Source organism: Streptomyces tritici, assembly GCF_048500665.1.
Classification (GTDB): domain Bacteria; phylum Actinomycetota; class Actinomycetes; order Streptomycetales; family Streptomycetaceae; genus Streptomyces; species Streptomyces tritici.
Window position 1 is genome coordinate 4,369,003 of sequence record NZ_CP183183.1, and the last position, 14,026, is coordinate 4,383,028.

The window sequence follows — 14,026 nt, forward strand, 5'->3', positions numbered from 1 at the left end:
GACACTCACAGATCGGCACATAGGCCCCTGGGCCCATGTGCGGGCGAACGTATGACCGTAAAGTCATGAGCATGTCGTTGTCACGGGGTCTGCGCAAAGTTCGGCGACGCGTGCGGGCGGTGATGCCGCGCACGAAGGGTCGTCTGTTGGGGCTGCGCCATGCGCAGTCCGGCCAGGGGGCGTTGGAGTACGTCGGTCTGATCGTGGTCGTCGTGGCGATCGTCGGCGCGCTCCTGGCGACCAACATGGGTCCGGAACTGGCCGGCAGCTTCAAGACCGCGGTCTGTGAGGCCACGGGCGGTGACAACTGTGGCGGCGGTGCGGACGACCAGGCGTCGGGTACGGACGGCGGGGGCGACCAGCCGGCCGTCGACGACGGCAAGCCGAAGTCCCAGGCGCAGATCGACTACGACAAGGCGCTGAAGGAACTCAAGGACGCGCAGAAGGCGGAGAAGGACGCCGGCGACAAGGCCAAGGAAGCGGCGAAGGAGCTCGCGAAGATCCTGGCCGAGGAGCTGGGCATCACCGATGCGCTCGACTGCATCACCAAGGGCGACATGGGCGCCTGCACGGACACGCTGATCAACGTCCTGACGAGTCTCGTCGGCGGTGCGGTCGGCAAGCTGGCCGCGAAGTACGGCGCTCCGTGGAAGTGGAAGAAGGCCGCCGAGCTGATCAAGAAGCTCAAGAAGCACGGCGGCGACCTGTACGACGGCATCACGGACCTCATCAAGAACCGCAAGAAGGTCAAGGACGCCCAGAAGAAACTCGACGACGCCAAGAAGAAACTCGACGACGAGAAGAAGGACAACCCGGACGAGAAGAAGCCGGACGACAAGCCCACCGACTGCCCCGTCGGCCACAGCTTCCCGCCGGGCACCCGGGTCCTGACCTCCGGTGGCCTGTCCGTCCCGATCGAGTCCGTCCGTCTCGGCGACGAGGTCCTGGCGACCGACCCGGTCACGGGTCTGACGACCCTGCGCACGGTCACGCGCACGTTCACCACCCACGACGACAAGGACTTCACGCGGATCACCACCGCGGCGGGCGCGGTCACGGCCACGGACACGCACCCGTTCTGGCTCGTCGACGAGCGCCGCTGGGCGGACGCCGGCGCGATCGAGGCCGGGGACCTGCTCCGCGCACCCTCCGGCGCCACCCTGACCGTCGCGAAGGTGGACCGGTTCACCCAGCGCCAGACCACGCACGACCTGACCGTCGCCGGCCTGCACAGCTACTACGTGGGCGTCGGCCGCGGCGCCGAGAGCGTCCTCGTCCACAACAACGACTGCAACAAGGCGAAGGCGCGCACTCCGGCCCAGTTGAAAGACCTGGCGAACCAGAACGCCAAGTCCGCGTCCGACTACCAGGAAGTCCTGGCCAAGGAGAAGGTCGAGGAGGCGCGGAAGAAGGCGCGCGAGCAGGCCCAGAAGGAGGGCAAGTCCGAGGAGGAGATCAAGAAGGCCGAGGACGAGGCCGGGGCGAAGGCGAAGGAGTACGCCGATCGGGACTACACGACGGCGGTGGTCCGGGCCCGGATCCAGAATCCCGCGACGGGTGAGTGGGAGGAGCGTACGTTCGTCGCGCTGAGCGGCCAGGGCAAGAAGCTGACCCCGGCGCAGATCGCGGCGGCGAAGGCCAACGGCCACGTGCCCGTCCTGAAGAACTACAAGAACGCGAAGCACGCCGAGCAGAAGCTCATGCTCTACATCAGGGACCTCGGTGGTCAGCCGATCGCCGGCGGCGCCTCCAGGAACGTCTGCCTGGAGACCTGCAAGCCGTTGATCAACGCGGGCGGTGGCGAGGTGGCCGGCGACGTGATGCCCGGCAAGGGCAGCGGCGTGCGGACGTTCTGGTTCCCTGATGCCGGTGCCTTGCCCACGAAGAAGAAGTGAGCCGCGCGCCGGCGGAAAGGCCGGGGCCCCGCACGCCGGCGGACAGGCCGGGGCCCCGGGGCCGCACGTCCTAGACTGCCAGCGGGCGAACGCCGAGGGCGGTCGGCGGCCGGCAGCCGGCGGAAGTAGGAGAGACATGAACGACGTGGAGCTGTCGGAGAAGGTGAAGGGCTTCGCCTTCTCGGCCCCCTTCGACCAGGCCGTCGCCTTCATGGCGGCCTGTGTGGAGCGGACCGCCGCGGTCGCCTTCTGGGCACACGCCGAGTCCGGAGCCTCCGCCGCTCCCGAGTCCCTGCTCCGGGCCCTGGAGCTGCTGTGGTCGCCCGGACCCGTGGACGACGAGCGGGTGAGCGAGGTCTACGACGAGCTGCAGCAGCTCGTGGAGGACCTGTCGGAGAGCAGCGGCGGTGACGACCCCGACCCACGGGACGAGCTGGCCGCCGAAGCCGTCGATGTGGCCGACACCGCACTCGGGGTCGTACTCGGAGGCAGTTCCTTCGGTCTGACGCAGGTCGCCCTGGCGGCTGCGGAGTTCGCCGCCGCACTCGGCGAGCGTGCGGGCGAGGACCTGGCCGCCCAGGAGCTGGCGGCGCAGGAACGCGACGTGCGGACCCTTGAGACAGGCGCCGCCGAGCCGGACCTGCCCGCGCTCCGCGCGACCGCGGCCGAGGACGGCCGGTCCTACATGGCGGTCGCCGCCGCCTGGCACCGAACCACCACCGACCAGCCGCCCGCGCCCGCCCCCGGGCTCCGCGTGACCGCGACCGTGGACCGCTCCGCCGTCCTCGCCCGGTACGCGAACGCCGTGCCCCACTACGGAGTCGTCGGCCGCATCGTCGAGGGCCGCGACACCGGCCGGTACGTACGAGTCGACCGCGTGGCCGATCTCGGGTGGCCGGAGGAGGGCCCGGACGCCAAGGGCGTGATGATCCGGATCGCCGGCGACCCCGCCGTCACGGTCGACGTTCACGCCGAGTGGGCCGAGGACTGGCCCGCCGTCGAGGAGACCTTCGAGCGCGACGGCCGCCGCGTCGACTGGCCCCGCCCCGCCCAGTAGCCTGCGCGCGTGGAAAGCGCACCGAACACCGACAGCTGGCTCGACGACACACGGACGTCCTACGACACGGTCGCCGAGAGCTACGCGGACTACGTTCGCGGCCTCCTGGACGAGACGCCCGAGGAACGCGCCGTCATGGCCCTCTTCGCGGACGAGGTGCGGAGCAACGGCGACGGTCCGGTGGCCGACGTGGGCTGCGGACCCGGCCGCATCACGGCCCACCTTGCCGGACTGGGCCTCGACGCGTTCGGCATCGACCTGTCGCCGCGCATGATCGAAGTGGCCCGGCGCGAGCACCCCGGCCTCCGCTTCGACGTCGGCTCCATGACGGACCTCGCCCTCGACGCCGGCTCGCTGGCCGGACTCGTCGCCTGGTACTCGCTGATCCACGTGCCGGAGGACGAACTCGACGCGGTCCTCGGCCACTTCCACCGGGTGCTCCGGCCGGGCGCGCCGCTGCTTCTCGGCTTCCACGTCGGGGACGAGTCGACGCTGAAGACGGAGGGGTACGGCGGCCACCCCATGAAGATCTACGTCCACCGCCGCCGGCAGAGCGGCCTCGCCGCCCGCCTGGACGACGCCGGTTTCACCGCCAGGACGCACCGGACCCTGACCTCCGCCGAGAGCACCCTCGGCGGCATCGTCCTGGCCCGCCGCCGGCCGTGACGCCACTGCCCCACTGTCCAGGCAGATGAGCACGCTCTGTCCGGGCGGATGAGCACGCTCTGTCCAGGCAGATGAGCACGCTCTGTCCGGGCAGATGAGCACGCTTGGGCCCAAAGATCGCGAGAACGGGCACTGATTGGGCCTCAGGGCCCATGATCACCAGCGGTGTCGTCCGTAGGGTCGAGCCCATGTGGCTGTCACGGGGGTTCCGCAGAATCCGGCGTCGCGCTCGCGCGTTGACGCCGAGTACCGACGCTCGGCTGCTTGGGCTGCGCCATGCGCAGTCCGGCCAGGGGGCGTTGGAGTACGTCGGTCTGATCGTGGTCGTCGTGGCGATCGTCGGCGCGCTCCTGGCGACCAACATGGGTCCGGAACTGGCCGGCAGCTTCAAGACCGCGGTCTGTGAGGCCACGGGCGGTGACAACTGTGGCGGCGGTGCGGACGACCAGGCGTCGGGTACGGACGGCGGGGGCGACCAGCCGGCCGTCGACGACGGCAAGCCGAAGTCCCAGGCGCAGATCGACTACGACAAGGCCCTGAAGGAACTCAAGGACGCCCAGAAGGCGGAGAAGGACGCCGGCGACAAGGCCAAGGAAGCGGCGAAGGAACTCGCGAAGATCCTGGCCGAGGAGCTGGGCATCACGGACGCGCTCGACTGCATCACCAAGGGCGACATGGGCGCCTGCACGGACACGCTGATCAACGTCCTGACGAGTCTCGTCGGCGGCGCGGTCGGCAAGCTGGCCGCGAAGTACGGCGCTCCGTGGAAGTGGAAGAAGGCCGCCGAGCTGATCAAGAAGCTCAAGAAGCACGGCGGCGACCTGTACGACGGCATCACGGACCTCATCAAGAACCGCAAGAAGGTCAAGGACGCCCAGAAGAAGGTCGACGACGCCAAGAAGAAGGTCGACCAGGAGAAGAAGGACAAACCCGACGAGGAGAAGCCGGACGACAAGCCGACGACCTGCCCGGTCAGTCACAGCTTCCTGCCCGGTACCAGGGTCCTGGCGGCCGGCGGCCTGTCCGTCCCGATCGAGTCCGTTCGCCTCGGCGACGAGGTCCTCGCCACCGACCCCGTCACCGGTCTGACGACCCTGCGCACGGTCACGCGCACGTTCACCACCCACGACGACAAGGACTTCACCCGTCTGACGACCGCCGCGGGCACGGTCACGGCCACGGACACGCACCCGTTCTGGCTCGTCGACGAGCGCCGCTGGGCCGACGCCGGCGACATCGAGACCGGCGACCTGCTCCGCCTGTCGTCCGGCTCGACGCTCCAGGTCACGGCCGTGAGCCGGTACACGCAGCGGCAGACCACGCACGACCTGGAGGTCGCCGGTCTCCACTCGTACTACGTGGGCATGGGCACGTCGTCCGTACTCGTCCACAACAACGACTGCGAGTGGCAGGCCCGCGACGACATCGAGGGCCCGGCCGCGGGCAAGGTCCTCAAGCGGCCGCACCGCCGGCACTACATCAGTCAGGCCGCGGCCAAGAACGAGGTGAAGGAGAAGAACACCGTCATCCCGGACAGCATGCGCGCTCAGATCGACGAGGACATCAAGGGCATCTCCCAGGGCAAGGGCAAGTTCCTCGACGACGGCAACACGTACGAGATCAACGGTCGCACGTACCAGGTGAAGGACAACGGTACGGTCTTCCCGAAGAGCGGTCCCGGTCTGATCGAGATGAACAGCCACGAGTACTCGGCCATGCAGCTGATCGCCAAGGCGGAGAAGGGCGACAAGGGCGCCGCCAAGCAGTTGGAGATGAACCCGAGGTACAAGAACCACCCCGAGGTCGTGCAGCGGGCCAGGGAGGTCTGGGAAGGAAACAAGAAGTCGTGATCGCGGATCTCCTGATCAGCCGGCGCCTCGAACCGTCCCGACTCGCCGCGGCGCTCGCCGACGCGGTCGGGGTGCCGGCCGAGCGGGTGGACGTCTGCCACGACGAAGGCGACCAGGACGCCCGCGACTGGGAGGCCGACGTCCTGTGCACGTACCACTACCTGCGCGGGGACCTCGCGATGAGCCTCGACCTGTACGTCCGGGACGAGGAGGGCGCCGACGGCTCGGCCGGCGAGCCGGCGCTGGCGGCGGCGCTCGCCGGGCGGACCGGGGCGGGCGTCCTGTACCCGGACGAGCGGGCCGATCCGGAGACGTACTGGCTGGCCGACCCCGGCGGCACGGTGACCCGTCTTCGGCTGCTCGCCTCGGACGAGGAGACGCCGACGTACACGGTCGACGCCGTCGAGGCCCCGTCCCTGGCCTTCCCCTTCGCGAAGGTGACCCCGCTGGCGGAGATCCTGCGGGAGGAGCCGATCGCGACGCCCGTCGCCTCGGCGCTCGGCCTCGACGGCCCGGCCGTGGTCTCGCTGACCGTCTGGGAGCGGCTGGTCCGGCGCATGGCGGCCGGCTGGCCGCCGGCCGGGCGCTACCTGCCGGAGCTGTACGCGGAGGACCTGCGCACGCGCGACTTCCTCGAACGGGAGCTCGCCGAGGCGCCGGAGCCGGCTGGGGCGGCGCTGGCCGCCGCGACCGCCGAGGTCGACGCGCTCTTCCGCGAGCTCACGGAGGAGGACCCGGCGGCCCCGGCGGACGCCCCTTGGTGGCGCACCCGTCGCCCGCGCCACACCTGGGCCGACTGACAGCCGGGGCGACACGTCCCGGCTGATCATCAACTTGCCTACAGATAGCGCCCTTTGGGTCTCTGGGCCCATGACTCCACGGTGAGGAGTCCGTAGCGTCGGGTGTATGTCGCTGCTTCCGGGTGTTCGCAGGGTCCGGCGTCGTTTACGCACGCTGATGCCGCGTACGGGGGGTCGTTTGTTCGGGCTGCGCAGGTCGCAGTCGGGGCAGGGGGCGTTGGAGTATGTCGGTCTGATCGTGGTCGTCGTGGCGATCGTCGGTGCGCTCCTGGCGACGAACATGGGTCCGGAGCTGGCGGGCAGCTTCAAGACGGCGGTCTGTGAGGCGACGGGCGGCGACAACTGTGGCGGTGGTGCGGACGACCGGGCCGACGGCTCGGACGGCAAGGGCGATCAGCCGGCGGGCAACGGCGGCGATCAGCCCAAGTCGCAGGCGCAGATCGATTACGACAAGGCGCTGAAGGAGCTCCAGGACGCGCAGAAGGCGGAGAAGGACGCCGGCGACAAGGCCAAGGAAGCGGCGAAGGAGCTCGCGAAGATCCTGGCCGAGGAGCTCGGCATCACGGACGCGCTCGACTGCATCACCAAGGGCGACATGGGCGCCTGCACCGACACGCTCATCAACATTCTGACGAGTCTCGTCGGCGGCGCGGTCGGAAAGCTGGCCGCGAAGTATGGGGCTCCGTGGAAGTGGAAGAAGGCCGCCGAGCTGATCGGCAAGCTGAAGAAGCACGGCGGCGATCTCTACGACGGCATCAAGGACCTGATCAAGAACCGCAAGAAGGTCCAGGACGCCCAGAAGAAACTCGACGACGCCAAGAAGAAGGTCGACCAAGAAAAGAAGGACAAGCCAGACGAGAAGAAGCCGGACGAAGAACCCACGAAGTGCCCGACGAAGCACAGCTTCCCGCCCGGCACCCGGGTTCTGACCGCCGGTGGCCTGACCGTCCCGATCGAGTCCGTCCGCCTCGGCGACCAGGTCCTCGCCACCGATCCGATGACCGGGCTGACCATGCTCCGTACGGTCAGCCGGACGTTCACGACATACGACGACAAGCACTTCACGCGGCTTTCCACGTCCGCCGGTACGGTCACCGCCACGGACACGCACCCCTTCTGGCTCGTCGACGAGCGCCGCTGGGCCGACGCCGGCGACATCGAGACCGGCGACCTGCTCCGCGTCCCGTCCGGGGCGACCCTGTCCGTCCTGTCCGTCGACCGGTTCACGCGACAGCAGACCACCCATGACCTGACGGTCAGCGGGCTGCACAGCTACTACGTCGGCGTCGGCCGAAGTGCCGTGAGCGTCCTCGTCCACAACAACAACCCGTGTGATCCCTGGAAGTCCGAGAACGAGTACGACGCGGACGGCCACCCGGTCGACGGGACCCGCATCCCCACGGACGACGCCCTCACGGCGGCCGAGAAGTGGCTGGGCCCCGGCTACACGGAGCCGGTGCCGGGCAGCGGACGGTACGTCTCGGCCGACGGAACGCGCGTGGCCCGGATGGGCGAATCGGACATCACCGGGCAGCACGGCGGCGGTCCGCACATGAACTTCGAGCGCCTGGCGCCCAACCCGCGCAAGCCGGGCAAGCAGATGGTGGTCGAGAACCGGCACATCTACCTGAAGTAGCTCTCATACGCTGACCGGAGGGCGACGGCGGCAAGCCGCCGGCCATGGCGTGCTGGACGACGACGAACGGTGAGAAATGGATCGCACGATCGATGTACCCGAGTACCCGACCGACGGCGGTGGGCTGCGGTTCGCGTGGGACGACGGGTTCGAGATCGAGGTGGTGGCCGGCTCGACGGAGGTGATCATCAAGGCGAATGCCGCCGGGTTGACCTCCCTGGCGCGCCACCTGCTCACGCTCGCGCAGGACGGCGTACGCCCCGGTGCCCATCTCCACTTGACTGCGGACCAGGAGATCGATTCCGCGGTCGACCTGATCCTCGAAAGGGCCCCGGAAACCTCGGAATGACGCCCTACCGATGAGGCCTGAGCTGGCAGTCCCGTCCGAACTCTCCTTCATGCAGCAGGTGGGCTGCTTCCGCGAGAACGCCGCCGGGTTCGCTGCCGGCCTGCGTCGCACCGCCGGCCGCCTCGCCTGAAATCGTCTGCAGAGGCCCGCCTTTGGGCCTCAGGACCCATGACGCAGCGTCGACCGGTCCGTAGCGTCGGGTGTATGTCGCTGCTTCCGGGTGTTCGCAGGGTCCGGCGTCGTTTACGCACGCTGATGCCGCGTACGGGGGGTCGTTTGTTCGGGCTGCGCAGGTCGCAGTCGGGGCAGGGGGCGTTGGAGTATGTCGGTCTGATCGTGGTCGTCGTGGCGATCGTCGGTGCGCTCCTGGCGACGAACATGGGCCCGGAGCTGGCGGGCAGCTTCAAGACGGCCGTCTGTGAGGCCACGGGCGGCGACAATTGCGGCGGTGGTGCGGACGACCGGGCCGACGGCTCGGACGGCAAGGGCGATCAGCCGGCGGGCAACGGCGGCGATCAGCCCAAGTCGCAGGCGCAGATCGATTACGACAAGGCGCTGAAGGAGCTCCAGGACGCGCAGAAGGCGGAGAAGGACGCCGGCGACAAGGCCAAGGAAGCGGCGAAGGAGCTCGCGAAGATCCTGGCCGAGGAGCTCGGCATCACGGACGCGCTCGACTGCATCACCAAGGGCGACATGGGCGCCTGCACCGACACGCTCATCAACATTCTGACGAGTCTCGTCGGCGGCGCGGTCGGAAAGCTGGCCGCGAAGTATGGGGCTCCGTGGAAGTGGAAGAAGGCCGCCGAGCTGATCGGCAAGCTGAAGAAGCACGGCGGCGATCTCTACGACGGCATCAAGGACCTGATCAAGAACCGCAAGAAGGTCCAGGACGCCCAGAAGAAACTCGACGACGCCAAGAAGAAGGTCGACCAAGAAAAGAAGGACAAGCCAGACGAGAAGAAGCCGGACGAAGAACCCACGAAGTGCCCGACGAAGCACAGCTTCCCGCCCGGCACCCGGGTCCTGACCGCCGCCGGTCTGACCGTCCCGATCGAGTCCGTCCGCTTCGGCGACGAGGTCCTCGCCACGGACCCCGTCACCGGTCTGACGACCCTGCGTACGGTCACGCGCACCTTCACCACCCACGACGACAAGGACTTCACCCGTCTGACGACCGCCGCGGGCACGGTCACGGCCACGGACACGCACCCGTTCTGGCTCGTCGACGAGCGCCGCTGGGCCGACGCCGGCGACATCGAGACCGGCGACCTGCTCCGCGTCCCGTCCGGGGCGACCCTCACCGTCGCGAAGGTGGACCGGTTCACCCAGCGGCAGACCACGCACGACCTGTCCGTCGCGGGCATCCACACGTACTACGTACTCGCCGGGACCACGCCCGTTCTCGTCCACAACACGGGCCCCGACTGTGGTGTGACGGACGAGACTCTGGAGCAGGCGTGGGAGACGTGGAACACGCCGGCGAATCTTGAGCACGTGATCGACCCGCCCAAACACGGCTTCGAGGATCTGGTGGCCAAGGCCGGAGGCCGCGAGCAAGCCCTTCGTGCGCTGCTCGACAGCCTTCGTGGGGCGACGGATCTGCCCGCTTCGGGAAAGTACGTGGTGACGCGAGTGATCGAGGGCGAGACGGTGACGATTCGAGGAGCCGTGGTGAACGGAGTTCCCCGGCTCGGTACGGCGTTCATTCCGGCGAAGTTCAACCGCTAGAGTGGCTGCCGCCCCGAGGGTGCGACCATCAGGAGGCTTCTTCCGTGCCTGTTCCGATCACCCCTCGTCCCCTGAGCGCACATGAGAAGGCCGTGGTCGAGCTGATCCTCGCCAGTGATTTCCCTGGCGCGGTGGAACTCCGGGCTCAAGTCGACTTCGTTCAGGTCGTCGCGAAATGGGGAGAGGATTCTCCCAGCGTCGATCTGCGGGTATCGGAGGAGGCTCCTCGATCCACGGCGGTCGCCGGGGTCATTCCGGTGGACGCCACGGTGGTGGACGCATCGGGTTCGCTTTTCGGGGAGATCCTCCTCTGGGTCACCGACGGCTGTCTCTCCGCGATCGAGTACGCGTGGTACGGGGACGAACCGCCCACCGCCCTCCCCGACGTCTCCCTGATCACCGTCGAGGCGGGCCCATAGACGGTGTCCACCCACCGGGTCGTCGACATCGGCTCCCGCAGCCGGCGGAGCCTGAGCCGTGCGAGGGCGGCGCAGGCGCAGCGGACATAATCGAGCGCATGTCCGTCGACCAGGACCTTCCTTCCCGCCGGGCCTCCGCCCGCCTCGTCGCCGTCGCCCCCGCGTTGCTCGGTTATGCCGTCGTGCGGGTGGTGGGGATGGCGGTGTTCGCGGCGGCCGCGGGCGTCCAGGGGGAGGACGCGCTGCACCGGCTCAAGGGGCGGTGGGACGCGGTCTGGTACGTGCGGATCGCCGAGGACGGGTACGGGTACCAGGTCACCCTGCCGAACGGTGACGTGCACTCCGATCTCGCGTTCTTCCCCCTGTTCCCCGCCCTGGAGCGGGCCCTCGCCGCCGTGTCGCCGTTCGACGCGGCCACCGCCGGGCTCGTCCTCGCCTGGGCCGCCGGGTTCGCGGCGGCCTGGGGGATCTACGCGGTCGGGGCGCACGTCGCCGGACGGGACGCCGGCATCCTGCTGGCCGTGCTGTGGGGGGTGTACCCCACCGCGTTCGTGCAGTCCATGGCGTACACCGAGACGCTCTTCACCGCCCTCGCCGCCTGGTCCCTCTACGCCGTCCTGCGCGACCGCTGGCACCTCGCCGGACTGCTCTGCTCCCTCGCCGGCCTCACCCGCCCCACCGCCGCCGCGCTCGTCGCGGCCCTGGGGGTCACCGCCGTCGTGACCGTCGTACGCGAACGGCGGCTGCCCGCCCGCGTCGCCGCCGGCGTGCTGCTCGCGCCGCTCGGCTGGCTCGCCTACATCGTGTACGTCGGCGTCCGCCGCGGCAGTGCCACCGCCTACTTCGACGTCCAGGCCGCCTGGGGCAACAGCATCGACGGCGGCGTCGCGCTCGCCCGCTTCGTCGCGAGCCGCCCGCCGCTCGCCGCGCTCGGTCTCTGCGCCGCCCTCGCCCTGCTCGCCTGGGTGCTCGTGCTCTGCGTACGGCAGCGGCAGCCGCTGCCCCTGCTCGTCTACACGGTCGCCGTCGTCGTCGTCTCGCTGATCGGCGCCGCGTACTTCGGCTCCCGGCCGCGGCTGATGATGCCGGCCTTCGGCCTGCTCCTGCCCGCCGCCGTCGCCCTCCTGCGGGTGCCCGTCCGCGGGCGGGTAGCCGTCCTCGGGGTGCTCGCGCTCGCCTCCGGGGCGTTCGGGGCCTTCAGCCTGCTCGGCTCCGGACCGCCGTGACACGTGCTATGGGCCCCCGGGCCCATGCTTCTGCCCGAACTGCCTTGTTAACGTGCGGTACATGACTCGACGACGCATCGCACGGATCACGACGGCGGCAGTCGCCGCCGCGCTCACCCTCGGGCTGGCCACGGCCTGCGAGGGCGACGGCGGTGAGAAGAAGGACGAAGGCAAGACCGTCGCCGAGCAGAACGACCAGAACAAGCAGAACGCGCAGAAGCAGAAGCCCACCCCGAGCGCCCCGGCCACCACGCCCTCGTCCCCCGCCGGCACGCCCGCCGCTCCCGTGGGCAAGCCGCTGACCAAGGCCGAGCTGGAGAAGGCGATGGTCGTCACCGCCGACGTCCCCGGCTTCAACGTGGGCCCGATGGACGCCCCGCCGCCGCAGGGCGAGATCTCCGACAAGCCCGAGTGCGCCCCGCTGATCTCCGTCCTCAACGGCAAGCCCGAGCCGACCGGCTCGGCCGCCGCCTACCGCCAGCTCACCGGCGCCAACAAGGACCTCAAGCCGGCCGTCTCCGCGTACCTGACGAGCCACGGGCCGAGCGCCGAGACCGTCCTGTCCCGGCTCCGCGCCGCGGCCACCGCCTGCCAGGGCGGCTTCACCACCCGCAGCGACTCCGGCCCGTCCTCGTACAAGGGCGTCAAGGAACTGCCGGCGCAGCGGGTCGGCGACGACAGCTTCACGTACCAGCTCACCGCGGACTTCGAGGGCGCCCCGGTGCCGCTCGTCTTCCAGGTCGTCCGCCAGGGGCCGACCGTCGCGACCTTCTACACCGCCAACTTCGAGGGGCCCGCGACCCCGAAGATCCCGGCCGCCGTCGTCACCGCCCAGGTCGCCAAGCTGAAGAAGTAGCCGAAGGGGAGGGGGCCGTGGGCGGCGCAGGTGCCGCCCCGGGCGGCTTCCATGCTCGGCCCGCCTGCCCCTGCCGCTGTCCCTGCGCTTCCCCTTCCCCTACGCCTCCACCGTCAGCCGCGCCCCCGGCCGGACCCCCCACTCCGCCATCCTGCCCGCCTCCGCCTCCAGCACGTGGCGGGCGCGCAGGCTGATGCGGCCCATCCGGCCGGGCTTCATGGTCGTCACGGCGACGACCTCAAGGTTCCGGTTGAGGTACGCCACGTCGATGGTGAACCGCATCCGGAAGGTGTGGACGCTGTTGCACGGGGTGATCAGCAGCGCGCCCTCGATCCCGTCGCGGCCCAGCAGGCCGCGTCGCCGCGTCCCGTACGAGGCGGCGATCTCGACCGGTATCGCCTCGGTCCGTCCCTGGACGGTCAATGTGCCCTTGCCGTTGCGCCATTTCGCCATGGTCGAAGACCGTAGCGCCCCGCCCGGCCGGCGCGGCTTGGGCCCCGTGCCCGCGGCCAGTGGGCCCCTGGGCCCAAGACCGGCCGCGGGGCGCGCCCGTAGGGTCGGAGCGTGTACGTCACGCTGATCGCCGTCGCCGCCCTGTGGGGCGCCGCCACCGGGCTGCTCGTGCCGCGTGCCGCGTACCGGCTCTCCGTCGAGCCGGAGGAGCGGTGGCGCGGCGAGTGCCCCGAGGGCCATGCGCTCATGGGCCCGGCGCGCGGCTGGCTCGGCGGGACGAAGTGCCGGGTGTGCGCGGTGGCCGTCCCGGTGCGGCGGCCCGTGCCCGCGGAGGTCACCGCCGGGGCGAAGTCCGGCGCGCACCGAACCGCCGAGGTCCCGGCCGGCACCGGCCGCAGCACCGCCGACGACACCACCGGCCATGACGCCATCGGCCAGGACACCACCGGCGATGACGCGACCGGAAACGGGGTCGCGGACGCCGGTGTCCACCCGGCCCCCGCACCCGCACCCGTCCGCGTCCCGCTGCGCACCACCCCCGCCATCCCGCTCGTCACCGCGCTCGCCTGCGCCCTGCTCGCGGCGGCCACCGGGTTCCGGCCCGAGCTGGCGGTCTGGCTGCTGTGCGCGCCGTTCGCCGTGCTGCTCGCCACCGTCGACCTGCGCGTCCACAGGCTGCCCGACCACCTGACGCTGCCGCTCGCCGTGGCCGCGCCGATGCTCCTCGGGGTGGCCGCGCTGGTGCCGGCCGCGGCGGGCTCGTTCCCGCACGCGCTGCTCGGCGGACTGGTCTTGGGCGCCGCGTACTTCCTGCTGTTCGTCATCAATCCGAACGGCATGGGCTTCGGCGACGTGAAGCTCGCGCTCTCGCTCGGCGTGCTGCTCGGCTGGTACGGCTGGGGGATCCTGTTCATCGGCGCCTTCGCGGGGTTCCTGTTCGGCGGCGCGTACGGGTTCGGCCTCGTGCTGCTGCGCCGGGCGAACCGCAAGTCCGCGATCCCCTTCGGGCCCTTCATGATCGGCGGCGCGCTGCTCGGCGTGGTCTTCGGCGCCCTCTCCGCCACCGCCTGACGCTCACTGCGCGACGTTCA

General features: G+C 70.3%; 13 protein-coding genes. 12 read left to right on the top strand and 1 reads right to left on the bottom strand.

Translation table 11 applies throughout. The annotated features are described in order from the left end of the window. Positions 1–146: 146 nt before the first annotated feature. From ACNJ93_RS20430 to ACNJ93_RS20480, 11 genes are all read left to right on the top strand, one after another. Entirely contained in the window at positions 147–1,895 is a 1,749-nt protein-coding gene (locus ACNJ93_RS20430; RefSeq protein ID WP_418958849.1) for a polymorphic toxin-type HINT domain-containing protein, read from the top strand. A 136-nt stretch (positions 1,896–2,031) separates the two neighbouring features. Continuing rightward, positions 2,032–2,952, top strand: coding sequence for a hypothetical protein (locus ACNJ93_RS20435; protein ID WP_418958850.1), 921 nt, complete (start codon positions 2,032–2,034; stop codon positions 2,950–2,952). A gap of 9 nt (positions 2,953–2,961) precedes the next feature. After that, positions 2,962–3,618 carry a class I SAM-dependent DNA methyltransferase gene (locus ACNJ93_RS20440; RefSeq protein ID WP_418958851.1) on the top strand — a complete coding sequence of 219 codons (657 nt, stop codon included), beginning with the start codon at positions 2,962–2,964 and terminating at the stop codon, positions 3,616–3,618. A 299-nt stretch (positions 3,619–3,917) separates the two neighbouring features. Then, positions 3,918–5,468 (top strand): polymorphic toxin-type HINT domain-containing protein, encoded by a 1,551-nt coding sequence (locus tag ACNJ93_RS20445; RefSeq protein ID WP_418958852.1) that lies wholly within the window; start codon positions 3,918–3,920, stop codon positions 5,466–5,468. After that, the gene (locus ACNJ93_RS20450; protein ID WP_418958853.1) at positions 5,465–6,268 is read left to right on the top strand and encodes a hypothetical protein; all 804 of its coding nucleotides are present in this window, start codon (positions 5,465–5,467) and stop codon (positions 6,266–6,268) included. The genes ACNJ93_RS20445 and ACNJ93_RS20450 overlap by 4 nt, the downstream gene beginning before the upstream one ends. Before the next feature lie 217 nt (positions 6,269–6,485). Continuing rightward, positions 6,486–7,904: a Hint domain-containing protein gene (locus tag ACNJ93_RS20455; protein ID WP_418958854.1), complete on the top strand. Its 1,419-nt coding sequence runs from the start codon at positions 6,486–6,488 to the stop codon at positions 7,902–7,904. A gap of 76 nt (positions 7,905–7,980) precedes the next feature. Further along, positions 7,981–8,253, top strand: a complete 273-nt coding sequence (locus ACNJ93_RS20460) for an Imm32 family immunity protein (protein ID WP_418958855.1) — start codon at positions 7,981–7,983, stop codon at positions 8,251–8,253. Between the two features lie 315 nt (positions 8,254–8,568). Beyond that, positions 8,569–9,981, top strand: a complete 1,413-nt coding sequence (locus ACNJ93_RS20465; RefSeq protein WP_418958856.1) for a polymorphic toxin-type HINT domain-containing protein — start codon at positions 8,569–8,571, stop codon at positions 9,979–9,981. A gap of 92 nt (positions 9,982–10,073) precedes the next feature. Next, positions 10,074–10,400 carry a hypothetical protein gene (locus ACNJ93_RS20470; protein WP_418958857.1) on the top strand — a complete coding sequence of 109 codons (327 nt, stop codon included), beginning with the start codon at positions 10,074–10,076 and terminating at the stop codon, positions 10,398–10,400. Between the two features lie 98 nt (positions 10,401–10,498). Beyond that, positions 10,499–11,626 carry a hypothetical protein gene (locus tag ACNJ93_RS20475; RefSeq protein WP_418958858.1) on the top strand — a complete coding sequence of 376 codons (1,128 nt, stop codon included), beginning with the start codon at positions 10,499–10,501 and terminating at the stop codon, positions 11,624–11,626. 61 nt (positions 11,627–11,687) lie between these two features. Further along, positions 11,688–12,482 carry a hypothetical protein gene (locus ACNJ93_RS20480; protein WP_418958859.1) on the top strand — a complete coding sequence of 265 codons (795 nt, stop codon included), beginning with the start codon at positions 11,688–11,690 and terminating at the stop codon, positions 12,480–12,482. Between the two features lie 99 nt (positions 12,483–12,581). Here ACNJ93_RS20480 and ACNJ93_RS20485 read toward each other — a convergent pair whose 3' ends face one another. Then, entirely contained in the window at positions 12,582–12,935 is a 354-nt protein-coding gene (locus tag ACNJ93_RS20485; protein ID WP_418958860.1) for a DUF192 domain-containing protein, read from the bottom strand. 111 nt (positions 12,936–13,046) lie between these two features. On the opposite strand from ACNJ93_RS20485, the gene ACNJ93_RS20490 reads away from it, so the two are divergent. After that, positions 13,047–14,006, top strand: coding sequence for a prepilin peptidase (locus ACNJ93_RS20490; RefSeq protein ID WP_418958861.1), 960 nt, complete (start codon positions 13,047–13,049; stop codon positions 14,004–14,006). The last annotated feature ends 20 nt before the right edge of the window (positions 14,007–14,026 follow it).

Coding starts and splice junctions, on each gene's coding strand:
- ACNJ93_RS20485 (WP_418958860.1), bottom strand. CDS start 12,935: ATGGCGAAATGGCGCAACGGCAAGGGCACATTGACCGTCCAGGGACGG.
- ACNJ93_RS20475 (WP_418958858.1), top strand. CDS start 10,499: ATGTCCGTCGACCAGGACCTTCCTTCCCGCCGGGCCTCCGCCCGCCTC.
- ACNJ93_RS20460 (WP_418958855.1), top strand. CDS start 7,981: ATGGATCGCACGATCGATGTACCCGAGTACCCGACCGACGGCGGTGGG.
- ACNJ93_RS20480 (WP_418958859.1), top strand. CDS start 11,688: ATGACTCGACGACGCATCGCACGGATCACGACGGCGGCAGTCGCCGCC.
- ACNJ93_RS20435 (WP_418958850.1), top strand. CDS start 2,032: ATGAACGACGTGGAGCTGTCGGAGAAGGTGAAGGGCTTCGCCTTCTCG.